The following is a 19,758-nucleotide window of genomic DNA, read 5'->3' as shown; positions in this document are numbered from 1 at the left end:
TAAAAAAGGGGGCGTCTTTTATGGAAGAAGTAAAGAAAAAGTTAAATCTCAAACCGTTATGGATTATTCTGAGCTTTATTGTTTTATTTACAATCGTTTTACTCCCTACACCTGCTGATTTACCGGTAATGGGTAAGATGGCACTCGCGATACTTGCTTTTGCCGTAATCATGTGGGTAACTGAAGCGGTAAGTTATCCTGTATCGAGTACGATGATTGTCGCATTGATTATTATGCTTGTTGGTTTCAGCCCGATACAGAAGTTAGGTGCATCTATGGGGAACCCGATGGTTGCTGGGAAACCGTTAGCTGAAGATGCATTGTTTGGTACGCAGAATGCATTGAAAATTGCATTTAGTGGATTTTCAAGTTCTGCGGTTGCTTTAGTAGCAGCAGCATTATTTTTAGCAACAGCTATGCAAGTCACAAACTTGCATAAACGTTTAGCACTACTAGTATTATCTATTGTGGGAAATAAAACGAATGCTGTTGTAGCTGGATCGATTATCGTTTCGATTATTTTAGCGTTCTTTGTACCTTCTGCTACTGCAAGAGCTGGAGCTGTTGTGCCGATTCTGTTAGGAATGGTTACTGCTTTTGGTGCAAAGAAAGAATCTCGTCTTGCTGCACTACTTGTCATAACAGCCGTTCAAGCGGTATCGATTTGGAATGTTGGTATTAAAACAGGTGCCGCACAAAATATGGTGGCAATGGGCTTTATCAATAAAACGTTTAATCAGGATATATCATGGGGGCAGTGGTTTATGTATGCAGCACCATGGTCAATCATCATGTCGATTGCATTGTATTTTATAATGATTACTGTTATTAAACCTGAAACGAAAGAAATAGCAGGTGGAAAAGAACTTGTGAAACAACAACTTGCAGAACTTGGTCCGGTGACAGCAAGAGAATGGCGCTTAATCGCCATTTCTGTAGCGTTACTTTTCTTCTGGTCAACGGAGGCGAAACTGCATCCAATTGATTCATCTTCTATTACATTGGTTGCTTTAGCAATCATGTTAACGCCAAAGATTGGAGTGTTCAGTTGGAAGGACGTTGAGAAACTGATTCCTTGGGGAACGATCATTGTATTTGCAATCGGAATTTCGCTTGGAAATCTGTTACTTCAAACTACAGCAGCACAGTGGTTAAGTGATAAAACATTTGGTTTGATGGGACTTGAGCAAATGCCACTCCTTGCAGTCATTGCTCTGATTACAATATTTAATATTGTGATACATTTAGGATTTGCCAGTGCAACAAGTTTAGCAAGTGCATTAATTCCGGTGTTTATAGCTTTAACATCAACGCTTGGATTAAAAGATAATGCTATTGGATTTGTGCTGATTCAACAATTCGTAATCAGTTTTGGCTTCTTACTACCTGTCTCAGCACCTCAGAATATGTTAGCTTACGGTACGGGTACATTTACAGTTAAAGATTTCCTGAAAACAGGTATAGCTTTAACAATCATTGGCTATTTACTGATTTTATTATTTAGTGCGACGTACTGGAAATGGATTGGTTTACTATAGACGAAGTAAGCGTGCCTCAGCTGAGGTGCGCTATTTTTGTGGAGATGACGAGAGTGATTATGCCCGGTTTAGTGTCAATCCGTGCAGAAAGTGTATGATAATGCCCGGTTTAGTGTCGACCCGTGCAGAAAGTATATGATAATGCCCGGTTTAGTGTCAACCCGTGCAGAAAGTACATGATAATGCCCAGCTCAATGTGAAGCCGTGCAGAAACTACATGATAATGCCCGGTTTAGTGTCAACCCGTGCAGAAAGTATATGATAATGCCCAGTTTAGTGTCGAAGTGTGCAGAAAGTATATGATAATGCCCGGTTTAGTGTGGACCTGTGCAGAAAGTACATGATAATGCCCGGTTCACTGTCGACCTGTGCAGAAAGTATATGATAATGCCCGGTTCACTGTCGATCTGTGCAGAAAGTATATGATAATGCCCAGTTCACTGTTGACCTGTGCAGAAAGTATATGATAATGCCCGGTTCACTGTCGACCTGTGCAGAAAGTACATGATAATGCCCAGTTCAAGATCAACCCATGCATTAATTCACTATAAAGAATGCTTGTAACAATAAAAACCATCCTTATAATCAAAATATTTCTTTAAAACACGATTCGTAATATTGCGGTATTCGATACCAATCCATTGATGAGCTTCTTTATGGGTAAAACCTGTATCTTTTAGTAATTCATACTCTACTAATGCATTTTTTATTAAATCCACTTTTTTAGAAAGGTGTCCACAGTTCGGGCACTCTGTACTTTGGCTATTTTTTCTCTCCATATCAAATTTACCTTCACACTTCATACACATCACACCACCTGCAATATCTGTTATGTCAAATTGTGGTCGTTTATAATTAAGTGTATTGGGATGAGAAAGATTAACAAAGTAATTTTTAATTCTATGTTCAACGTCTCCGCACGGGAGTTCATTTCGCATTGCACGCATAATAGGATGGATTTCATGATATTTGACTACGCCGTGGATATCTTTATTGATGGTAAATGTTTTATTGATAAATACCATTTTGCAGACTAATTGGTGAGGTATATCGGTACCTCCGATTATTTGCTGCATACCTTTCTCCAGTACATCAAATTGTGTTGTAGGACTTTTAATTGTTTTAAAATGTTTTGTCCAGGTTTCGCCATCTATATTATATTGACCGCTATGATTCTTAATATCAAATGCATAAATTGATTCGCCGGTTATGATTAATCGATCGACCTCAAAAGAGGTTCCGTAATGTTTCAATACGATATTAAACAATTCAATATGATGAGATGCAATGGGAAAAGTATTCACAAATTGCTGTTCTCCTAAAAATCCATAACTGACAAAATAGTAATCCTCACTATATGAATAATCTTTTAGTCTTTTCTTTAGTACATCTTCTAATATCATCATTCGTGGTGGTCTTAACATCTTATCCTCCAAATTACTAAGATAGTTCATTAATATCAAAGTTATTTCAACTGAATATGAACTTCACGTAAAGAATGATGTAGTTTTGATAGAAATTTATAGTAGAAAAAATTACTTCATCGATATTCTCCTACTTTTTGGTATAAAACGAACATTCAAGCTAATAATATAAAAATTATATTGATTTTTCCGAACGCTCAGATTAGACTATACAAGTATAAAATTTAAAAAAGGGAAGTGCACAATGAGAAATTATTTTAAATTTGATGAGTTAGGCACTAACTATAAAAGAGAGATTCTTGGTGGCTTAACAACTTTCTTATCAATGGCTTACATATTAGCGGTTAACCCTGCGATGCTTTCTTTAGCAGACGTAAAGGGTCTCCCTGATAGTGTGCGTATGGATTCAGGAGCGGCATTCGTCGCAACAATCTTAGCATCGATTGTCGGTTGTCTTTTCATGGGAATCATAGCGAACTATCCTATCGCGTTAGCGCCGGGGATGGGATTGAATGCATTCTTTGCTTTCACGGTTATATTACAATATCATATTCCATGGCAAACAGCTCTTGCTGGTGTACTTTGCTCAGGTATATTCTTTGCAATGCTCACAATGACTGGATTACGTGAAACAATTATTAACGCGATTCCATTTGAACTGAAAATGGCAGTTTCCGCTGGTATCGGATTATTTATCACTTTTGTTGGGTTAAAAGGGGCAGGTATCGTAACGGATAATCAAGCAACATTAGTTTCGCTTGGTAATATCCATGACCCACACGTATTGTTAGCGGTTGGAGGAATCATTCTAACTGTAATTTTGATGGCCAAAAACGTGCCAGGTAGCATCTTTATTGGTATGGTGATTACTGCACTTGTTGGTGTATTATTTGGGTTGATTGATGCGCCAAAACAAATTATTGGTTCAGTACCGAGCGTTGAACCAACATTCGGTAAAGCTTTTGAAGCATTTGGTCATCCTGATCAAATATTTAATATTCATTTCTTAATTGTCGTATTAACATTTTTATTCATTGATTTCTTTGATACTGCAGGTACACTAGTAGCAGTCGCTAACCAGGCAGGGTTAGTGAAAGATAATAAGTTACCACGTGCCGGAAGAGCATTATTCGCTGATTCATTAGCGACGATTACAGGAGCGATTTTTGGTACATCTACGACTACTTCATACATTGAATCTTCAGCAGGAGTAGCAGTTGGGGCTCGTACAGGCTTTGCAAGTGTAGTTACTGCAATATGCTTTGCGTTAGCGTTATTCTTCTCTCCTTTAATGGCGGTAGTAACGAGTGCTGTTACAGCACCAGCATTAGTGATTGTTGGCGTACTCATGGTATCGAACTTAAAACGTATTGACTGGGAGCGATTTGAAGTTGCTGTCCCAGCATTCCTGACAATTATTATGATGCCTTTAACGTATTCTATTGCGACAGGTATAGCATGTGGATTTATTTTCTATCCAATTACAATGATTATGGCAGGCAGAAGAAAAGAGATTCATCCGATTATGTACGCAATGGCAATTATTTTTATCTTATATTTCACGTTTGTAGTACAAGTACCGGGTAAATAAAAAATTCGGGATTCCAATAGGAGTCCCGAATTTTTTTATTTTCTATATTCTCTCACTGTTTCACCAGCGCGACGTTGATCATAGTAAGTCGTGTTACCACGATATTCACGCGTATTTAAGATGATACCGATATATACAAGCATCAGGAAAAACATCAGCCAATGCATAAACATACCGACAAACGGAATGAACGCAATTGAGTTGGCTATAATTCCGACAATTGCTATAAAACTTAATGAACCACGTGTTTCATTTGTGCGATCAACTGCAGTAATAATCAGCATTAAAATATATAAGCTGATATTAGTGCCAAGCGGCGCCCATCCTAGAGATAGGACATATGTCCCACCGAAGACGGGTAATCCTAAAAGCGCTTCTTTAAAAAGCATAATAAATCCAAGTATCAATAAAATTATTTTTATAGGTCTTTTCAAAATATCTTCCTCCAAAATAGTAAAGTAACAATTGAAACTTTTTCTTTGTATATACATTATATCATGGTATAATCTAATCCTATGCAAAAACGCTCAGTTAGACATTTTTAGAGTTTCTACTATGATAAATATAATGACACATACGCCGATATTTACATAATATTAATAAAGATTTAGAGTTTCTTTAAAATAAATTAATAAATATCGCCAAAAGTATTGCTTAATCAAAAGAATTCGTGTATTATATCTACTGTTGGACTTTAAAAAGCGATGAAGCGAGAGGTTACTGACACACCCGGCCGCTTTGCCATGGCGATGTGTTTGACAATTTTCGTGGAGAAGTCTATCAAACCAAAATAGACGTTATAAGAGGAGGTAAAATTATGGCAAAACAAAAAATTCGTATTCGTTTGAAAGCGTATGATCACCGTGTAATCGATCAATCAGCTGAGAAAATCGTAGAAACTGCAAAACGTTCAGGTGCAGAAGTATCAGGACCAATTCCGTTACCAACGGAAAAAACAGTTTATACAATTATCCGTGCCGTTCACAAGTACAAAGATTCTCGTGAACAGTTTGAGCAACGCACACACAAACGTTTAATCGACATTGTTAACCCAACACCGAAAACAGTTGATGCTCTTATGGGCTTAAACTTACCATCAGGTGTAGACATCGAAATCAAATTATAATTAAAAAGTAGGAGGTGCGACTTTCGATGACCAAAGGAATCTTAGGAAGAAAAGTTGGAATGACACAAGTATTCGCTGAAAACGGTGAATTAATTCCAGTTACAGTAGTAGAAGCAGCACAAAACGTAGTATTACAAAAGAAAACTGAAGAAGTTGATGGATATTCATCAATCCAAATCGGTTTTGAAGACAAACAAGCTTACAAAGCAACTCGTAAATCAAACAAATTTGCGACGAAACCAGCTGAAGGCCATGCTAAAAAAGCAGGCACAGCACCTAAGCGCTTCATTCGTGAGTTCAGAAACGTAGACGTTGATGCTTACGAAGTAGGTCAAGAAGTCACTGTGGACGCGTTCCAAGCTGGTGACATCGTTGACGTAACAGGAGTTTCTAAAGGTAAAGGTTTCCAAGGGGCTATTAAACGTCACGGTCAATCACGCGGACCTATGAGTCACGGTTCTCGTTACCACAGACGCCCAGGTTCAATGGGTATGGCATCTGACGCTTCTAAAGTATTTAAAGGTAAAGCATTACCAGGCCGTATGGGTGGTAATACAGTTACTATGCAAAACTTAGAAATCGTTAAAGTAGACGCTGAAGCGAACGTTATCTTAGTAAAAGGTAATGTACCTGGACCTAAAAAAGGTTTAGTTAAAATTCAAACTTCAATCAAAAAAGGTAATAAATAAGTAACCACGAAAGGAGGAAACAAACATAATGGCAAATTATGATGTATTAAAAGTAGATGGAACAAAAGCTGGTTCAATCGAATTAAACGAAAGTGTATTCGGAATCGAACCTAATCAACATGTATTATTCGAAGCAATCAATTTACAAAGAGCTTCTATGCGTCAAGGTACTCACGCAGTTAAAAACCGTTCAGCAGTACGCGGTGGCGGACGTAAACCTTGGAAGCAAAAAGGTACTGGTCGTGCTCGTCAAGGTACTATCCGTGCTCCACAATGGCGTGGTGGTGGTATCGTATTCGGACCAACTCCAAGAAGCTATTCTTACAAAATGCCTAAAAAAATGCGTCGCTTAGCTTTACGCTCAGCTTTATCAGCTAAAGTAAAAGAAAACGCATTTACAGTTTTAGAATCATTAACATTTGATGCTCCTAAAACTAAAGAATTCAAAAACATGACTACTACTTTAGAATTACCAAGAAAAGTATTATTCATCGTTGAAGCTGAAGATGTAAACGTAGCATTATCTGCTCGTAACATCCCAGGCGTAACGGTTATTACTGCTACTGGCTTAAACGTTTTAGATATCGTTCATGCTAACCAAGTAGTAATGACTAAAGGTGCAGTTGAAAAAGTAGAGGAGGTGCTTGGTTAATGGAAAATCGCGATATCATTAAGCGCCCCGTTATCACAGAACGTTCATCTGAACAAATGGCACAAGATAAATACACATTTGATGTAGATACTCGTGCAAACAAAACACAAATCAAAATTGCTATCGAAGATATCTTCGATGTAAAAGTTGATAAAGTAAACGTTATGAATTACAAAGCTAAGAAAAAACGTGTTGGCCGTCACAGCGGTTACACAAACAAAAGAAGAAAAGCGATCGTTACTTTAAAAGACGGTTCAATCGATTTCTTCAGCTAAAATTAAACTAAAAAATAAACATTTACCATTAAGGAGGTAAAACGACAATGGCAATTAAACATTATAAGCCAATAACAAACGGTCGTCGTAATATGACAGGTTCAGATTTCGCTGAAATTACGTCAACGTCACCTGAAAAGTCATTACTTGAGCCCCTTCCGAGAAAAGCGGGTCGTAATAACCAAGGTAAGTTAACAGTACGTCACAGAGGTGGCGGTCATAAACGTCAATACCGTGTAATTGATTTCAAACGTAACAAAGATGGTATCCCAGCGAAAGTGGCAACAATCGAGTACGATCCAAACCGCTCAGCTAATATCGCTTTATTACACTACTTAGATGGTGAAAAACGTTACATCATCGCTCCTAAAGGATTAAAAGTTGGTACTGAAGTATTCAACGGTCCTGAAGCAGATATCAAAGTAGGTAACGCATTACCATTAGCAAACATCCCAGTAGGTACTGTAATTCACAATATCGAATTAAAACCTGGTAAGGGTGGCCAATTAGTACGTTCAGCTGGAGCTTCAGCTCAAGTACTTGGTAAAGAAGGTAAATACGTATTAGTTCGTTTAAAATCTGGTGAAGTTCGTATGATCTTATCTACTTGCCGTGCTACAATCGGTCAAGTTGGTAACGAGCAACATGAATTAATCAACATCGGTAAAGCGGGTCGTTCTAGATGGAAAGGTATCCGCCCAACAGTTCGTGGTTCTGTAATGAACCCTAACGATCACCCACACGGTGGTGGTGAAGGTCGTACTTCAATCGGTCGTCCATCTCCAATGTCACCATGGGGTAAACCAACTCTTGGTAAGAAAACTCGTAAGAAGAAAAACCGTTCTAACAAACTTATCGTTCGTGGACGTAAAAAATAATAATAACTTACTTAGGTTAGCGGCTTAGGCCGCTAACAAAGAAGTAAGACATGAGGGAGGCGCCATAATGGCTCGTAGTCTAAAAAAAGGACCTTTCATCGATGATCACTTAATGAAAAAAGTTGAAGCATTAGAGGAAGGCGGCAAAAAAACAGTAATCAAAACTTGGTCTCGTCGCTCTACAATTTTCCCGAATTTCATTGGACACACTATCGCAGTATACGATGGTCGTAAACACGTACCTGTATACGTAACTGAAGATATGGTTGGACATAAATTAGGTGAATTCGCACCAACTCGTACTTACAAAGGTCACGGTGCAGACGACAAGAAAACTAAACGCTAATTTCAAATAAGGAGGAATAACCATGGAAGCAAAAGCGGTTGCAAGAACAATCAGAATCGCACCTCGTAAAGTGAGATTAGTTTTAGATCTTATCAGAGGTAAAGAAGTAGCGGAAGCTATTGCTATTTTAAAATTAACAAACAAAGCATCATCACCAGTAGTTGAAAAGTTATTAATGTCAGCTTTAGCTAACGCTGAGCACAACTACGATATGAATATTGATACTTTAATCGTTAAAGAAGCTTATGCAAATGAAGGACCAACTTTAAAACGTTTCCGTCCACGTGCACAAGGTCGTGCAAGTGCGATTAACAAACGTACAAGCCACATCACTATCGTTGTTGGTGAAAAAGAAGTTAAATCTTCAAAAAAAGAAGTAACTACAGAAGAAGCTAAATAATTATTATCTCATTAAGGAGGGAATACAGTGGGTCAAAAAATTAATCCTATCGGACTTCGTGTCGGAATCATTCGTGACTGGGATGCGAAATGGTATGCAGAAAAAGATTTCGCTACTCTATTACACGAAGACTTAAAAGTTCGTAAATATATCGCAGAAAACTTAAAAGACGCTTCTGTTTCTCGTGTAGAAATCGAACGCGCAGCGAATCGTGTTAACATCGCTATCCACACTGGTAAACCTGGTATGGTTATCGGTAAAGGCGGTTCAGAAATTGAAAAATTACGTAACGCTTTAAACAACTTAACTGGTAAACGTGTACACATCAACGTTATAGAAATCAAGAAAGTTGATATGGACGCTACATTAGTTGCGGAAAACATCGCACGTCAATTAGAAAACCGTGTATCTTTCCGTCGTGCTCAAAAACAAGCTATCGGTCGTGCTATGAAGTTAGGTGCTAAAGGTATCAAAACTCAAGTATCAGGTCGTTTAGGCGGCGCAGATATCGCGCGTGCTGAACAATATTCAGAAGGAACTGTTCCACTTCATACATTACGTGCTGACATCGATTATGCACATGCAGAAGCAGACACTACTTACGGTAAATTAGGTGTTAAAGTATGGATCTATCGTGGTGAAGTTCTTCCTACAAAGAAGTCTAGTGAAGGAGGAAAATAATAATGTTATTACCTAAACGTGTAAAATACCGTCGTCAACATAGACCTAAAACAACTGGTCGTTCAAAAGGCGGAAACGAAGTAACATTTGGTGAATTTGGTTTACAAGCAACTACAGCAGCTTGGATCACTTCTCGTCAAATTGAATCAGCTCGTATTGCAATGACTCGTTACATGAAACGTGGCGGGAAAGTTTGGATTAAAATCTTCCCTCACACACCATATACTAAAAAACCTTTAGAAGTACGTATGGGTTCTGGTAAAGGTGCAGTTGAAGGATGGGTAGCAGTAGTAAAACCTGGACGTATTATGTTCGAAATCGCGGGTGTATCAGAAGAAGTAGCTCGTGAAGCATTACGTTTAGCATCTCACAAACTTCCAGTGAAAACTAAGTTTGTAAAACGTGAAGAATTGGGTGGTGACACAAATGAAAGCTAAGGAAATTAGAGATTTAACCACTTCTGAAATTGAAACTAAAGTAAAATCGCTTAAAGAGGAACTTTTCAACCTACGCTTTCAGTTAGCTACAGGTCAACTTGAAAATACAGCACGTATTCGCGAAGTGAAAAAATCAATCGCGCGTATGAAAACTGTTGTACGTGAAAGAGAAATCGAGCAACAAAAAACTGAACAAAAATAATTTTTAAGGAATAGGAGGGAACTCTTGTGAGCGAAAGAAACGACCGTAAAGTTTATACAGGTAAAGTAGTATCTGACAAAATGGATAAAACAATCACTGTATTAGTTGAAACTTACAAAACTCATTCTTTATACGGTAAACGTGTAAAGTACTCAAAAAAATATAAAGCACATGATGAAAACAACACAGCTAAAATGGGCGATATCGTTAAGATTATGGAAACACGTCCTTTATCAGCTACAAAACGCTTCCGTTTAGTAGAAGTTGTTGAAGAATCAATTATCATTTAATAAGTAAATTAGATAAAGGAGGTAACTCGAATGATCCAACAAGAATCACGCTTAAAAGTAGCAGACAACTCTGGTGCTCGTGAAGTATTAACTATTAAAGTATTAGGCGGATCTGGTCGTAAAACAGCTAACATCGGTGACGTAATCGTATGTACAGTTAAAAATGCTACACCAGGTGGCGTTGTTAAAAAAGGTGACGTTGTTAAAGCTGTTATCGTTCGTACTAAATCTGGTGTACGTCGTAACGACGGTTCATACATCAAATTTGACGAAAACGCTTGTGTTATCATCCGTGATGACAAAGGACCTCGTGGAACTCGTATCTTCGGACCTGTTGCACGTGAATTACGTGAAGGTAACTTCATGAAAATCGTTTCATTAGCACCTGAAGTATTATAATAAAACACAAAATCAAGAGGAGGTGTCTACGACATGCATATTAAAAAAGGCGACAAAGTTATCGTTATCACAGGTAAAGATAAAGGTAAAACAGGAACAGTAATTGAAGCTCTTCCTAAAAAAGATCGCGTAGTTGTTGAAGGTGTTAACATCGTGAAAAAACACCAAAAACCTACTCAAATGAATCCTGAAGGCGGCATCGTTGAATTTGAAGCTGCAATTCACGTTTCAAATGTAATGTTAATTGACCCAAAAACAAACAAACCAACACGTGTTGGTACGAAAATAGAAGATGGCAAGAAAGTACGTGTAGCTAAGAAATCTGGAGAAATCATTAAATAATTATCTGGAAGGAGGTTCTCACATTGACACAAACACGTTTAAAAGAAAAATTCATTAAAGAAATCTCACCTGAAATGATGAAGAAATTTAATTACGCATCAGTGATGGAAGTACCAAAAATCGAAAAAATCGTAGTAAACATGGGTATCGGTGACGCTGTTCAAAACTCTAAAGTTTTAGACTCAGCAGTTGAAGAATTACAAGCTATCACTGGTCAAAAACCAATGGTTACTCGTGCTAAAAAATCAATCGCGACATTCCGTTTACGTGAAGGTATGCCAATCGGGGCAAAAGTTACTTTACGTGGAGAAAGAATGTACGAATTCTTTGATAAATTAGTAAACGTTTCATTACCTCGTGTACGTGACTTCCGTGGTATTTCAAACAAAGCGTTTGACGGCCGTGGTAACTACACACTTGGCGTTAAAGAACAATTAATTTTCCCTGAAATCGATTATGATAAAGTAAGTAAAACACGCGGAATGGATATCGTTATCGTAACTACTGCTAACACTGACGAGGAAGCTCGTGAATTGTTAACACAATTCGGTATGCCATTTCAAAAGTAATCTCTAATATAAAAGGAGGCTAAATTTAGTGGCTAAAAAATCAATGATCGCTAAACAACAGCGTAAACAAAAATTTAAAGTTCAAGAATACACTCGTTGTGAACGTTGCGGACGTCCACACTCAGTTTTACGCAAATTTAAACTTTGCCGTATTTGTTTCCGTGAATTAGCTTATAAAGGTCAGATTCCTGGCGTTAAAAAAGCAAGCTGGTAAAATTTAAACCTGAAAGGAGGATATTTAAATGACTATGTCAGATCCAATCGCAGATATGCTAACTCGCGTACGTAACGCAAACATGGTACGTCACGAGAAATTAGAATTACCTGCATCAAACATCAAAAAAGAAATCGCTGAAATCCTTAAACGTGAAGGATTCGTTAAAAGTGTTGAATATATTGAAGATGATAAACAAGGTGTTATCCGTATGTTCTTAAAATACGGTGCTAACAACGAACGTGTTATCACTGGTTTAAAACGTATCTCAAAACCTGGTTTACGTGTATACGCTAAAGCTGATGAATTACCAAAAGTATTAAATGGTTTAGGTATTGCATTAGTTTCTACTTCAGAAGGTGTTTTAACTGATAAAGAAGCGCGTCAACGTAACATTGGTGGAGAAGTATTAGCTTACATCTGGTAAGAATTATTAAAGAAGGAGGTGCCGACTTATGAGTCGTGTTGGTAAGAAGATTATCGAAATCCCAGCTGGGGTTGAAATCAAAATCGACGGTAATACTGTAACAGTTAAAGGACCTAAAGGTGAATTAACTAATACATTTAACGAAGAAATGACATATAAATTAGAAGACAATACTTTAGAAGTAGTTCGTCCATCTGATTCTAAAGCTCATAAAACAATCCACGGAACAACTCGTGCTTTAATCGCTAACATGGTTGAAGGTGTTTCAAAAGGATTCGAAAAGAACTTAGAATTAATCGGGGTTGGTTACCGTGCTCAAATGCAAGGTAAAAACTTAATCTTAAACGTTGGATACTCTCACCCAATTGAAATCGTAGCTGAAGAAGGAATTACTTTATCAGTTGATAAAAATACGAAAGTAAAAGTTGAAGGTATTTCTAAAGAGCGTGTTGGAGCAATCGCTTCAAATATCCGTGCTACTCGTCCTCCAGAGCCTTATAAAGGTAAAGGTGTACGTTACGAAGGCGAATATGTTCGTCGTAAAGAAGGTAAAACTGGTAAGTAATCTCTAAAATAGGAAAGGAGAATATTCATGATCACTAAAATCGATAAGAACAAAGTGCGTATGAAAAGACATGCTCGTGTACGTAGCAGATTAGCTGGTACTACTGAGCGTCCTCGTTTAAACGTATACCGTTCAAACAAACACATTTACGCACAAGTGATTGATGACGTTAAAGGTGTAACTTTAGCGCAAGCATCAACACAAGATAAAGGTTTAGGCTTAGAAACTACTTCAAACGTTGAAGCAGCAGCTAAAGTCGGTGAAGCCGTTGCGAAATTAGCAGTAGAAAAAGGCGTTAAAGCAGTTGTATTCGACCGCGGAGGATATTTATTCCACGGACGTGTAAAAGCATTAGCTGATGCAGCACGCGAAAACGGTTTAGAATTTTAATAAAAGGAGGAACTCTTAATGCGTCGTGAAAAAGAAGTTAAAGAATTTGAAGAACGCGTAGTTACCATCAACCGTGTATCTAAAGTTGTTAAGGGTGGACGTCGTATGCGTTTCACTGCTTTAGTAGTTGTTGGAGACAAAAATGGTCGCGTTGGTTTCGGTACTGGTAAAGCTCAAGAAGTACCTGAAGCGATTAAAAAAGCAATCGAAGATGCTAAGAAAAACTTAATCACTGTTCCTCGTGTGAAAGGTACTACACCTCACGAAGTTACAGGTAGATTCGGAGCAGGAAGCGTATTAATCAAACCTGCAGCACCTGGTACGGGAGTTATCGCTGGTGGTCCAGTTCGTGCCGTGTTAGAATTAGCTGGTATCACTGATATCTTAAGTAAATCATTAGGTTCAAACACACCAATCAACATGGTTCGCGCTACTGTTCAAGGTTTAAAAGAACTTAAAGTTGCTGAAGATGTTGCAAAATTACGTGGTAAATCAGTCGAAGAATTATACAATTAAGGAGGGCATAAACAATGGCTAAAATTAAAATCACCCTCACTCGTAGTATTATCGGTCGTCCTGAAACACAACGTAAAACTGTTAAAGCTTTAGGGCTTAACAAAATGCATCAAACAGTTGAAGTTGATGACAACCCTGCGATTCGTGGGCAAATTAACAAAGTAAGTCACTTAGTGACAGTAACAGAAGCATAATATTTTAGGAATAAGGAGGTGCCGAAATGAAATTACATGAAATGAAACCAGTTGAAGGCGCTCGTAAAGAACGCAACCGTGTTGGTCGCGGTATGGCTTCAGGTAATGGTAAAACAAGTGGACGTGGACACAAAGGTCAAAAAGCACGTTCAGGTGGTGGAGTACGTTTAGGCTTTGAAGGTGGACAATTACCTTTATTCCGTCGTTTACCAAAACGCGGATTTACTAACATCAACCGCAAAGACTACACGATTGTTAACTTAGATCAATTAAATCGTTTTGAAGATGGTACTGAAGTAACACCAGCTTTATTAATTGAATCAGGTGTTGTTTCTAACGAAAAATCAGGTATCAAAATTCTTGGTAATGGTGAATTAACAGCAAAGTTAACAGTAAAAGCTCATAAATTTTCAGCTTCAGCTAAAGAAGCAATTGAAGGTAAGGGCGGAACTACAGAGGTGATCTAATGTTTGATACGCTTGTAAGTTTCTTTAAAGTCAAAGAAATACGTAGCAAAATCATCTTTACACTCGCAATGTTAATTATCTTTAAAATCGGAACGTATATACCTGTTCCAGGTGTGAATCCAACTGCTTTCGAAAGTCAGGCGAACAAAGGTATCACTGACTTAATGAATACATTTGGAGGAGGCGCACTACAAAACTTCTCTATTCTTGCAATGGGGATAATGCCTTATATCACAGCTTCAATCGTAGTTCAGTTGCTACAGATGGATGTTGTACCTAAGTTTACTGAATGGTCAAAACAAGGTGAAGTGGGTCGTAAAAAGCTTACGCAATTTACGAGATACTTCACAATTGTATTAGCCTTTATTCAAGGATTTGGGATGAGTTATAGCTTCAACAACATGTTAGGTGGTCAGTTGATCACGAACACAAGTATTTGGAACTTTATTCTTATCGCTATCGTGTTAACTGCAGGTACTGCATTTTTAATGTGGTTAGGTGAACAGATTACTCAACACGGTGTTGGTAATGGTATTTCTATTATCATCTTCGGTGGGATTCTTTCTTCAATACCGCCAGCGTTAATTCAATATTATCAACAAACATTTGTTGGTAGTAACGACACGACAATGGCTATTTTAGAAGCGATTGGTATCTTCATTGGTATGATTTTACTTACTGCGTTTGCAGTATTTGTATTACAAGCTGTGCGTAAAATTCCAATTCAATATGCCAAACGTACAACAGGTAACCGTTTAGCACCACAAGCAACGTTCTTACCGTTAAAAGTAAATGCTGCTGGGGTTATTCCAGTTATCTTTGCAATGGCATTTTTCATGCTTCCGAAGACGTTACAATTACTCTTCCCTAAAGCAGATTGGGCAAAATCATTAGCTGCACATTCTGATCCGGCACAGCCGATTGGTATGATTGTATATGTAATTTTAATTATTGCATTTGCTTACTTTTATGCATTTGTTCAAGTTAATCCTGAACAAATGGCTGACAACTTAAGAAAACAGGGTAGTTACGTACCGGGTATTCGTCCTGGTAAGAACACTCAAAACTATATTACAAAAGTTCTTTATCGTTTAACTTTTGTTGGTTCTTTATTCTTAGCAGGTATCGCCGTGTTACCATTACTTGTTTCAGATTTCTTAAACTTACCTCAATCACTTCGTATTGGTGGGACAAGTTTATTAATCGTAATAGGGGTAGCATTAGAGACTATTGCTCAGTTAAAGGCTCAACTTGGTCAACGTGAATATAAAGGTTTTAAAAGACGTTAATGTCTGGAGGGCATTTTATGAATATCATTTTAATGGGCTTACCTGGTGCAGGTAAGGGAACTCAAGCGAGTGAAATTATTAAGAAATACCCAATTCCTCATATTTCTACTGGAGATATGTTCCGTGCAGCTATCAAAAATAATACTGAGCTTGGTCAAAAAGCAAAGTCTTACATGGATAACGGCGAACTTGTTCCAGATGAAGTAACAATTGGTATCGTTCGTGAAAGATTGTTAGAAGAAGATGCTAAGCGCGGATTTTTACTAGATGGTTTCCCGAGAACAGTTGAACAAGCTGTTGCTTTAAATGAAATGTTAGCTGCAGTTGATCGTAAGATTGAAGGCGTAATTAACATTGACGTACAGGAAGAAGAATTGATGAACCGTTTAACGGGTCGTCGTATTTGCGAAACTTGTGGGACAACTTATCATTTAGTATTTAATCCACCCAAAGTAGATGGTATTTGTGATATTGATGGTGGTAAGTTATATCAACGTGCAGATGATAATCCTGAAACAGTTCGTACACGTTTAGACGTTAACATTAAACAAACGAAACCATTAATTGATTTCTATACGAAACAAGGCGTGCTTTTCAATGTTGATGGTTCGAAAGATATTAAGGATGTTACAACTGAAGTTGAGAATGTATTAAATCAGCTTTAATCGTTTACCGAGATTCACCTCTCTGGTGAGTTGCTTAAGTGGATGTGATCAGTTGAATCAAGTTAGTATTGGTCAAATTGTTACGAGTAATCGTGGCAAAGATAAAGGGTTACCTGGAGTCATTATTGCTATTATCGATCATCGATTTGTACTTGTTGCAGACGGAGATAAACGGACTTATGAATATCCAAAGAAAAAGAACCTGTCGCATTTAATACTAAGTGAAGTACACTCACCTGAAATTAAATCGAGTATTTCTGAAGCAGGTTTTGTAACAGACGCTAAATTACGTTACGTTTTGCAAAAATATACCGCTCGAATTTCGGAATCTTGATAAAAAGGGGGAATTTGAAAATGGCTAAACAAGATGTAATTGAATTAGAAGGTACTGTATTAGATACTTTACCAAATGCAATGTTTAAAGTAGAATTAGAAAATGGTCATGAGATCTTAGCGCATGTTAGCGGTAAAATTCGTATGAACTACATCCGTATTCTACCTGGCGACAAAGTAACAGTTGAAATGAGTCCATATGATCTTACACGTGGACGCATTACGTATCGTTATAAATAATAAGAACTCCAATATTAAATTAGGAGGTAAGAAACATGAAAGTTAGACCATCAGTAAAACCCATTTGTGAAAAATGTAAAGTTATTCGCAGAAAAGGTAAAGTAATGGTAATTTGTGAAAATCCAAAACACAAACAAAAACAAGGATAAGAAAACAGGAGGTGCAATATAAATGGCACGTATCGCAGGTGTAGACGTACCACGTGAGAAACGCGTAGTTATCGCTTTAACTTACGTTTATGGTATTGGTAAAACTTCAGCACAAAAAATATTAGCAGCAGCTAATGTTGACGAGAGTACTCGTGTGCGCGATTTAACAGAAGAAGAATTAAACAGAATCCGTGAAGAGGTTGATGGATATAAAGTTGAAGGTGACCTTCGCCGTGAAGTTAACTTAAACATCAAACGTTTAATGGAAATCGCATCATACAGAGGTATTCGTCACCGTCGTGGTTTACCAACTCGTGGACAAAATACTAAGAACAATGCACGTACTCGTAAAGGTCCAGTTAAGACCGTTGCTAACAAGAAGAAATAATAAGTAAAGGAGTGAGCTAAATGGCACGTAAACAAGTATCACGTAAGCGTAGAGTTAAAAAGAATATTGAGTCTGGTGTTGCACACATCCGTTCAACATTCAACAATACAATCGTAACAATTACTGATGAATTCGGTAATGCTTTATCATGGTCATCTGCTGGTGCGTTAGGTTTCAGAGGTTCTCGTAAATCTACACCATTCGCAGCTCAAATGGCATCTGAAACTGCTTCAAAAGCAGCTATGGAACATGGTTTAAAAACTGTAGAAGTTACTGTAAAAGGACCTGGTCAAGGTCGTGAAGCAGCAATTCGTGCGTTACAATCAGCTGGTTTAGAAATCACAGCGATTAAAGACGTTACACCAGTACCACATAACGGTTGTCGTCCACCGAAACGTCGTCGCGTATAATTTTCAATTAGTATCAAAGACACTTATAATAGTATATGGAACTAAAATAAAATTATTCGACGTTGTTGAAGGAGGATTATTACATGATTGAAATCGAAAAGCCTAGAATTGAGACAGTTGAAATTAGTGAAGATTCTAAATTCGGTAAATTCGTAGTTGAACCGTTAGAACGTGGTTATGGTACAACATTAGGTAACTCCTTACGTCGTATCCTATTATCTTCATTACCAGGTGCGGCTGTTAAGAATATTGAAATCGAAGGTGTCTTACATGAATTCTCAAGTGTTGAGAATGTAGTGGAAGATGTCACAACAATGATCATGAACATCAAAAAGCTTGCGCTTAAAATTTACTCTGATGAAGATAAAACGCTAGAAATTGATGTAAAAGATGAAGGTGTTGTTACTGCGAAAGATATTATGCATGACAGCGATGTTGAAATTTTAAATCCAGATTTAAAAATTGCAACAGTATCTAAAGGTGGACACTTAAAAATGCGTTTGGTTGCAAATGCAGGACGCGGTTACACTTTAGCTGAAGATAATAACACAAGTGATTTACCAATTGGCGTAATTCCAGTTGATTCAATCTATACACCAGTTGAGCGCGTGAACTACACTGTAGAAAACACACGTGTTGGTCAAAGTACTAACTTTGATAAATTAACTTTAGATGTTTGGACTGACGGATCATTAACACCACAAGAAGCTATTTCTTTAGGTGCGAAGATTATGACAGAACACTTAAATATCTTTGTTGACTTAACTGATGAAGCACAAAATGCTGAAATCATGATTGAAAAAGAAGAAGATCACAAAGAAAAAGTACTTGAAATGTCGATTGAAGAACTTGATTTATCAGTTCGTTCTTATAACTGTCTGAAACGTGCAGGTATTAATTCTGTTCAGGAATTAGCCGACAAATCAGAAGCTGATATGATGAAAGTTCGTAACTTAGGACGCAAGTCTTTAGAAGAAGTTAAATTTAAATTAGAAGACTTAGGTCTTGGATTAAGAAAAGAAGACTAGTTAAAGGAGGTTACGATTCATGGGTTACAGAAAATTAGGTCGTACATCAGATCAACGTAAAGCTATGTTACGCGATTTAGCAACTTCTTTAATCGTTAACGAGCGAATCGAAACGACTGAAGCACGCGCAAAAGAATTACGTAAAATCGTAGAAAAATTAATTACTTTAGGTAAACGTGGAGACTTACATGCTCGCCGTCAAGCAGCTGAAGTTTTACGTCGTGTTGAAATCTTAAACGAAGATGAAACTACACAATTCGCAATTCAAAAATTATTCTCTGACATTGCTCCTCGTTACAATGAGCGTCAAGGTGGATATACTAGAATTATGAAAGTTGGACCTCGTCGTGGAGACGGTTCAGAAATGGTTATCATCGAATTAGTATAATCATAATTAACATTTTATAGGGATCACTTATCTTACACATACACACACAAGCAAATGAGTGCAACGATAATGTTTGCCACACACAGATATTGTCTAGCTCAGAGTACTTCGCCATAATAGAATAACGTTTTGCGTGACCTCTAGGCGGAGTGCGCGCTTTTTTCATTATTAAATCCGGTATACCGGGTTTTTTATTTATATACAGACATTTTGTCTTGTGTTAATCATTTATGGTATAAGTAATTAACAGAGGATG

At 37.5% G+C, this 19,758-nt stretch carries 34 protein-coding genes; 32 read left to right on the top strand and 2 right to left on the bottom strand.

Annotated features, from left to right (window positions below):
• Nucleotides 1-20 precede the first annotated feature (20 nt).
• Nucleotides 21-1,538, top strand: a complete 1,518-nt coding sequence (locus tag ACMGE6_RS03240; protein WP_414045121.1) for an SLC13 family permease — start codon at nucleotides 21-23, stop codon at nucleotides 1,536-1,538.
• Between the two features lie 545 nt (nucleotides 1,539-2,083).
• Here ACMGE6_RS03240 and ACMGE6_RS03235 read toward each other — a convergent pair.
• Entirely contained in the window at nucleotides 2,084-2,962 is an 879-nt protein-coding gene (locus tag ACMGE6_RS03235; protein ID WP_414054420.1) for a nuclease-related domain-containing protein, read from the bottom strand.
• Nucleotides 2,963-3,206: 244 nt separating this feature from the next.
• On the opposite strand from ACMGE6_RS03235, the gene ACMGE6_RS03230 reads away from it, so the two are divergent.
• On the top strand, nucleotides 3,207-4,553 hold the full coding sequence (locus ACMGE6_RS03230) for an NCS2 family permease (protein WP_414054419.1): 1,347 nt from the start codon (nucleotides 3,207-3,209) through the stop codon (nucleotides 4,551-4,553).
• 35 nt (nucleotides 4,554-4,588) lie between these two features.
• Here ACMGE6_RS03230 and ACMGE6_RS03225 read toward each other — a convergent pair whose 3' ends face one another.
• On the bottom strand, nucleotides 4,589-4,987 hold the full coding sequence (locus ACMGE6_RS03225) for a hypothetical protein (protein ID WP_414054418.1): 399 nt from the start codon (nucleotides 4,985-4,987) through the stop codon (nucleotides 4,589-4,591).
• A 383-nt stretch (nucleotides 4,988-5,370) separates the two neighbouring features.
• Here ACMGE6_RS03225 and rpsJ point away from each other — a divergent pair, with 383 nt between their 5' ends.
• The 30 genes from rpsJ to rplQ all read left to right on the top strand — a co-directional run bounded on the left by rpsJ (nucleotide 5,371) and on the right by rplQ (nucleotide 19,502).
• Nucleotides 5,371-5,679 carry a 30S ribosomal protein S10 gene (rpsJ, locus tag ACMGE6_RS03220; protein WP_096077503.1) on the top strand — a complete coding sequence of 103 codons (309 nt, stop codon included), beginning with the start codon at nucleotides 5,371-5,373 and terminating at the stop codon, nucleotides 5,677-5,679.
• Between the two features lie 26 nt (nucleotides 5,680-5,705).
• On the top strand, nucleotides 5,706-6,368 hold the full coding sequence (rplC, locus tag ACMGE6_RS03215; RefSeq protein ID WP_233682058.1) for a 50S ribosomal protein L3: 663 nt from the start codon (nucleotides 5,706-5,708) through the stop codon (nucleotides 6,366-6,368).
• Between the two features lie 28 nt (nucleotides 6,369-6,396).
• Complete coding sequence (rplD, locus tag ACMGE6_RS03210) at nucleotides 6,397-7,020, top strand: 50S ribosomal protein L4 (protein WP_099578989.1); 624 nt, start codon at nucleotides 6,397-6,399, stop codon at nucleotides 7,018-7,020.
• On the top strand, nucleotides 7,020-7,295 hold the full coding sequence (rplW, locus tag ACMGE6_RS03205) for a 50S ribosomal protein L23 (RefSeq protein WP_096077500.1): 276 nt from the start codon (nucleotides 7,020-7,022) through the stop codon (nucleotides 7,293-7,295). Before rplD ends, rplW begins: the two co-directional genes overlap by 1 nt.
• Nucleotides 7,296-7,342: 47 nt before the next feature.
• A complete protein-coding gene (gene rplB, locus ACMGE6_RS03200) occupies nucleotides 7,343-8,173 on the top strand; it encodes a 50S ribosomal protein L2 (protein WP_414045117.1) in 831 nt (276 codons plus the stop codon).
• A gap of 67 nt (nucleotides 8,174-8,240) precedes the next feature.
• Complete coding sequence (rpsS, locus tag ACMGE6_RS03195) at nucleotides 8,241-8,519, top strand: 30S ribosomal protein S19 (RefSeq protein WP_012656110.1); 279 nt, start codon at nucleotides 8,241-8,243, stop codon at nucleotides 8,517-8,519.
• 22 nt (nucleotides 8,520-8,541) lie between these two features.
• Nucleotides 8,542-8,919: a 50S ribosomal protein L22 gene (gene rplV / locus ACMGE6_RS03190; protein WP_262995064.1), complete on the top strand. Its 378-nt coding sequence runs from the start codon at nucleotides 8,542-8,544 to the stop codon at nucleotides 8,917-8,919.
• A gap of 27 nt (nucleotides 8,920-8,946) precedes the next feature.
• Nucleotides 8,947-9,600, top strand: coding sequence for a 30S ribosomal protein S3 (rpsC, locus tag ACMGE6_RS03185; RefSeq protein ID WP_414045116.1), 654 nt, complete (start codon nucleotides 8,947-8,949; stop codon nucleotides 9,598-9,600).
• Between the two features lie 2 nt (nucleotides 9,601-9,602).
• On the top strand, nucleotides 9,603-10,037 hold the full coding sequence (gene rplP, locus ACMGE6_RS03180) for a 50S ribosomal protein L16 (RefSeq protein ID WP_233682053.1): 435 nt from the start codon (nucleotides 9,603-9,605) through the stop codon (nucleotides 10,035-10,037).
• Complete coding sequence (gene rpmC, locus ACMGE6_RS03175) at nucleotides 10,027-10,239, top strand: 50S ribosomal protein L29 (protein WP_041635771.1); 213 nt, start codon at nucleotides 10,027-10,029, stop codon at nucleotides 10,237-10,239. The genes rplP and rpmC overlap by 11 nt, the downstream gene beginning before the upstream one ends.
• 26 nt (nucleotides 10,240-10,265) lie before the next feature.
• Complete coding sequence (rpsQ, locus tag ACMGE6_RS03170; RefSeq protein ID WP_233682052.1) at nucleotides 10,266-10,529, top strand: 30S ribosomal protein S17; 264 nt, start codon at nucleotides 10,266-10,268, stop codon at nucleotides 10,527-10,529.
• Nucleotides 10,530-10,559: 30 nt separating this feature from the next.
• Nucleotides 10,560-10,928, top strand: coding sequence for a 50S ribosomal protein L14 (gene rplN, locus ACMGE6_RS03165; RefSeq protein WP_086041702.1), 369 nt, complete (start codon nucleotides 10,560-10,562; stop codon nucleotides 10,926-10,928).
• A 33-nt stretch (nucleotides 10,929-10,961) separates the two neighbouring features.
• Nucleotides 10,962-11,270: a 50S ribosomal protein L24 gene (rplX, locus tag ACMGE6_RS03160; RefSeq protein ID WP_096077494.1), complete on the top strand. Its 309-nt coding sequence runs from the start codon at nucleotides 10,962-10,964 to the stop codon at nucleotides 11,268-11,270.
• 23 nt (nucleotides 11,271-11,293) lie between these two features.
• Nucleotides 11,294-11,839 carry a 50S ribosomal protein L5 gene (gene rplE, locus ACMGE6_RS03155; RefSeq protein WP_096077493.1) on the top strand — a complete coding sequence of 182 codons (546 nt, stop codon included), beginning with the start codon at nucleotides 11,294-11,296 and terminating at the stop codon, nucleotides 11,837-11,839.
• 28 nt (nucleotides 11,840-11,867) lie between these two features.
• Nucleotides 11,868-12,053: a 30S ribosomal protein S14 gene (gene rpsN, locus ACMGE6_RS03150; protein WP_036787751.1), complete on the top strand. Its 186-nt coding sequence runs from the start codon at nucleotides 11,868-11,870 to the stop codon at nucleotides 12,051-12,053.
• 28 nt (nucleotides 12,054-12,081) lie between these two features.
• Nucleotides 12,082-12,480, top strand: coding sequence for a 30S ribosomal protein S8 (rpsH, locus tag ACMGE6_RS03145; RefSeq protein ID WP_012656119.1), 399 nt, complete (start codon nucleotides 12,082-12,084; stop codon nucleotides 12,478-12,480).
• Nucleotides 12,481-12,508: 28 nt separating this feature from the next.
• Entirely contained in the window at nucleotides 12,509-13,045 is a 537-nt protein-coding gene (gene rplF / locus ACMGE6_RS03140) for a 50S ribosomal protein L6 (RefSeq protein ID WP_233682051.1), read from the top strand.
• Nucleotides 13,046-13,072: 27 nt separating this feature from the next.
• Nucleotides 13,073-13,435, top strand: a complete 363-nt coding sequence (rplR, locus tag ACMGE6_RS03135; RefSeq protein WP_414045115.1) for a 50S ribosomal protein L18 — start codon at nucleotides 13,073-13,075, stop codon at nucleotides 13,433-13,435.
• 18 nt (nucleotides 13,436-13,453) lie between these two features.
• Entirely contained in the window at nucleotides 13,454-13,951 is a 498-nt protein-coding gene (gene rpsE / locus ACMGE6_RS03130; protein WP_099578979.1) for a 30S ribosomal protein S5, read from the top strand.
• A gap of 14 nt (nucleotides 13,952-13,965) precedes the next feature.
• A complete protein-coding gene (rpmD, locus tag ACMGE6_RS03125) occupies nucleotides 13,966-14,145 on the top strand; it encodes a 50S ribosomal protein L30 (RefSeq protein WP_099578977.1) in 180 nt (59 codons plus the stop codon).
• Between the two features lie 26 nt (nucleotides 14,146-14,171).
• Nucleotides 14,172-14,612: a 50S ribosomal protein L15 gene (gene rplO, locus ACMGE6_RS03120; RefSeq protein WP_414054417.1), complete on the top strand. Its 441-nt coding sequence runs from the start codon at nucleotides 14,172-14,174 to the stop codon at nucleotides 14,610-14,612.
• Nucleotides 14,612-15,901 carry a preprotein translocase subunit SecY gene (gene secY, locus ACMGE6_RS03115; RefSeq protein ID WP_414045113.1) on the top strand — a complete coding sequence of 430 codons (1,290 nt, stop codon included), beginning with the start codon at nucleotides 14,612-14,614 and terminating at the stop codon, nucleotides 15,899-15,901. The genes rplO and secY overlap by 1 nt, the downstream gene beginning before the upstream one ends.
• 17 nt (nucleotides 15,902-15,918) lie before the next feature.
• Nucleotides 15,919-16,566 carry an adenylate kinase gene (locus ACMGE6_RS03110; protein WP_414045112.1) on the top strand — a complete coding sequence of 216 codons (648 nt, stop codon included), beginning with the start codon at nucleotides 15,919-15,921 and terminating at the stop codon, nucleotides 16,564-16,566.
• Between the two features lie 52 nt (nucleotides 16,567-16,618).
• The gene (locus tag ACMGE6_RS03105) at nucleotides 16,619-16,900 is read left to right on the top strand and encodes a hypothetical protein (protein WP_414045111.1); all 282 of its coding nucleotides are present in this window, start codon (nucleotides 16,619-16,621) and stop codon (nucleotides 16,898-16,900) included.
• 20 nt (nucleotides 16,901-16,920) lie between these two features.
• Nucleotides 16,921-17,139: a translation initiation factor IF-1 gene (gene infA / locus ACMGE6_RS03100; protein WP_001118443.1), complete on the top strand. Its 219-nt coding sequence runs from the start codon at nucleotides 16,921-16,923 to the stop codon at nucleotides 17,137-17,139.
• 35 nt (nucleotides 17,140-17,174) lie between these two features.
• Nucleotides 17,175-17,288, top strand: coding sequence for a 50S ribosomal protein L36 (gene rpmJ / locus ACMGE6_RS03095; RefSeq protein ID WP_003156543.1), 114 nt, complete (start codon nucleotides 17,175-17,177; stop codon nucleotides 17,286-17,288).
• A 22-nt stretch (nucleotides 17,289-17,310) separates the two neighbouring features.
• Nucleotides 17,311-17,676, top strand: coding sequence for a 30S ribosomal protein S13 (gene rpsM, locus ACMGE6_RS03090; RefSeq protein ID WP_414045110.1), 366 nt, complete (start codon nucleotides 17,311-17,313; stop codon nucleotides 17,674-17,676).
• A 20-nt stretch (nucleotides 17,677-17,696) separates the two neighbouring features.
• The gene (rpsK, locus tag ACMGE6_RS03085) at nucleotides 17,697-18,086 is read left to right on the top strand and encodes a 30S ribosomal protein S11 (protein ID WP_096077483.1); all 390 of its coding nucleotides are present in this window, start codon (nucleotides 17,697-17,699) and stop codon (nucleotides 18,084-18,086) included.
• Nucleotides 18,087-18,169: 83 nt separating this feature from the next.
• Entirely contained in the window at nucleotides 18,170-19,114 is a 945-nt protein-coding gene (locus tag ACMGE6_RS03080) for a DNA-directed RNA polymerase subunit alpha (protein ID WP_233682044.1), read from the top strand.
• Nucleotides 19,115-19,133: 19 nt separating this feature from the next.
• Nucleotides 19,134-19,502 (top strand): 50S ribosomal protein L17, encoded by a 369-nt coding sequence (gene rplQ / locus ACMGE6_RS03075; protein ID WP_414045109.1) that lies wholly within the window; start codon nucleotides 19,134-19,136, stop codon nucleotides 19,500-19,502.
• The last annotated feature ends 256 nt before the right edge of the window (nucleotides 19,503-19,758 follow it).

It is taken from the genome of Macrococcus equi (assembly GCF_047426745.1).
GTDB classification, from domain to species: Bacteria; Bacillota; Bacilli; order Staphylococcales; family Staphylococcaceae; genus Macrococcoides; species Macrococcoides equi.
This window is presented reverse-complemented; position numbering and strand designations above follow the sequence as displayed.

Excerpts from the sequence above, each read along its gene's own strand:
- rplB (WP_414045117.1), top strand. The coding sequence starts at position 7,343 with ATGGCAATTAAACATTATAAGCCAATAACAAACGGTCGTCGTAATATG.
- ACMGE6_RS03080 (WP_233682044.1), top strand. The coding sequence starts at position 18,170 with ATGATTGAAATCGAAAAGCCTAGAATTGAGACAGTTGAAATTAGTGAA.
- rplQ (WP_414045109.1), top strand. The coding sequence starts at position 19,134 with ATGGGTTACAGAAAATTAGGTCGTACATCAGATCAACGTAAAGCTATG.
- rpsS (WP_012656110.1), top strand. The coding sequence starts at position 8,241 with ATGGCTCGTAGTCTAAAAAAAGGACCTTTCATCGATGATCACTTAATG.
- infA (WP_001118443.1), top strand. The coding sequence starts at position 16,921 with ATGGCTAAACAAGATGTAATTGAATTAGAAGGTACTGTATTAGATACT.
- ACMGE6_RS03235 (WP_414054420.1), bottom strand. The coding sequence starts at position 2,962 with ATGTTAAGACCACCACGAATGATGATATTAGAAGATGTACTAAAGAAA.
- ACMGE6_RS03110 (WP_414045112.1), top strand. The coding sequence starts at position 15,919 with ATGAATATCATTTTAATGGGCTTACCTGGTGCAGGTAAGGGAACTCAA.
- rpmJ (WP_003156543.1), top strand. The coding sequence starts at position 17,175 with ATGAAAGTTAGACCATCAGTAAAACCCATTTGTGAAAAATGTAAAGTT.
- rplR (WP_414045115.1), top strand. The coding sequence starts at position 13,073 with ATGATCACTAAAATCGATAAGAACAAAGTGCGTATGAAAAGACATGCT.
- rplP (WP_233682053.1), top strand. The coding sequence starts at position 9,603 with ATGTTATTACCTAAACGTGTAAAATACCGTCGTCAACATAGACCTAAA.
- rpsH (WP_012656119.1), top strand. The coding sequence starts at position 12,082 with ATGACTATGTCAGATCCAATCGCAGATATGCTAACTCGCGTACGTAAC.
- rpsK (WP_096077483.1), top strand. The coding sequence starts at position 17,697 with ATGGCACGTAAACAAGTATCACGTAAGCGTAGAGTTAAAAAGAATATT.
- rpmD (WP_099578977.1), top strand. The coding sequence starts at position 13,966 with ATGGCTAAAATTAAAATCACCCTCACTCGTAGTATTATCGGTCGTCCT.
- ACMGE6_RS03240 (WP_414045121.1), top strand. The coding sequence starts at position 21 with ATGGAAGAAGTAAAGAAAAAGTTAAATCTCAAACCGTTATGGATTATT.
- rpmC (WP_041635771.1), top strand. The coding sequence starts at position 10,027 with ATGAAAGCTAAGGAAATTAGAGATTTAACCACTTCTGAAATTGAAACT.
- rplW (WP_096077500.1), top strand. The coding sequence starts at position 7,020 with ATGGAAAATCGCGATATCATTAAGCGCCCCGTTATCACAGAACGTTCA.
- rpsM (WP_414045110.1), top strand. The coding sequence starts at position 17,311 with ATGGCACGTATCGCAGGTGTAGACGTACCACGTGAGAAACGCGTAGTT.
- rplX (WP_096077494.1), top strand. The coding sequence starts at position 10,962 with ATGCATATTAAAAAAGGCGACAAAGTTATCGTTATCACAGGTAAAGAT.
- rplO (WP_414054417.1), top strand. The coding sequence starts at position 14,172 with ATGAAATTACATGAAATGAAACCAGTTGAAGGCGCTCGTAAAGAACGC.
- rpsE (WP_099578979.1), top strand. The coding sequence starts at position 13,454 with ATGCGTCGTGAAAAAGAAGTTAAAGAATTTGAAGAACGCGTAGTTACC.
- ACMGE6_RS03230 (WP_414054419.1), top strand. The coding sequence starts at position 3,207 with ATGAGAAATTATTTTAAATTTGATGAGTTAGGCACTAACTATAAAAGA.
- rplV (WP_262995064.1), top strand. The coding sequence starts at position 8,542 with ATGGAAGCAAAAGCGGTTGCAAGAACAATCAGAATCGCACCTCGTAAA.
- rplD (WP_099578989.1), top strand. The coding sequence starts at position 6,397 with ATGGCAAATTATGATGTATTAAAAGTAGATGGAACAAAAGCTGGTTCA.
- rpsJ (WP_096077503.1), top strand. The coding sequence starts at position 5,371 with ATGGCAAAACAAAAAATTCGTATTCGTTTGAAAGCGTATGATCACCGT.
- rplN (WP_086041702.1), top strand. The coding sequence starts at position 10,560 with ATGATCCAACAAGAATCACGCTTAAAAGTAGCAGACAACTCTGGTGCT.
- rplF (WP_233682051.1), top strand. The coding sequence starts at position 12,509 with ATGAGTCGTGTTGGTAAGAAGATTATCGAAATCCCAGCTGGGGTTGAA.
- rplC (WP_233682058.1), top strand. The coding sequence starts at position 5,706 with ATGACCAAAGGAATCTTAGGAAGAAAAGTTGGAATGACACAAGTATTC.
- secY (WP_414045113.1), top strand. The coding sequence starts at position 14,612 with ATGTTTGATACGCTTGTAAGTTTCTTTAAAGTCAAAGAAATACGTAGC.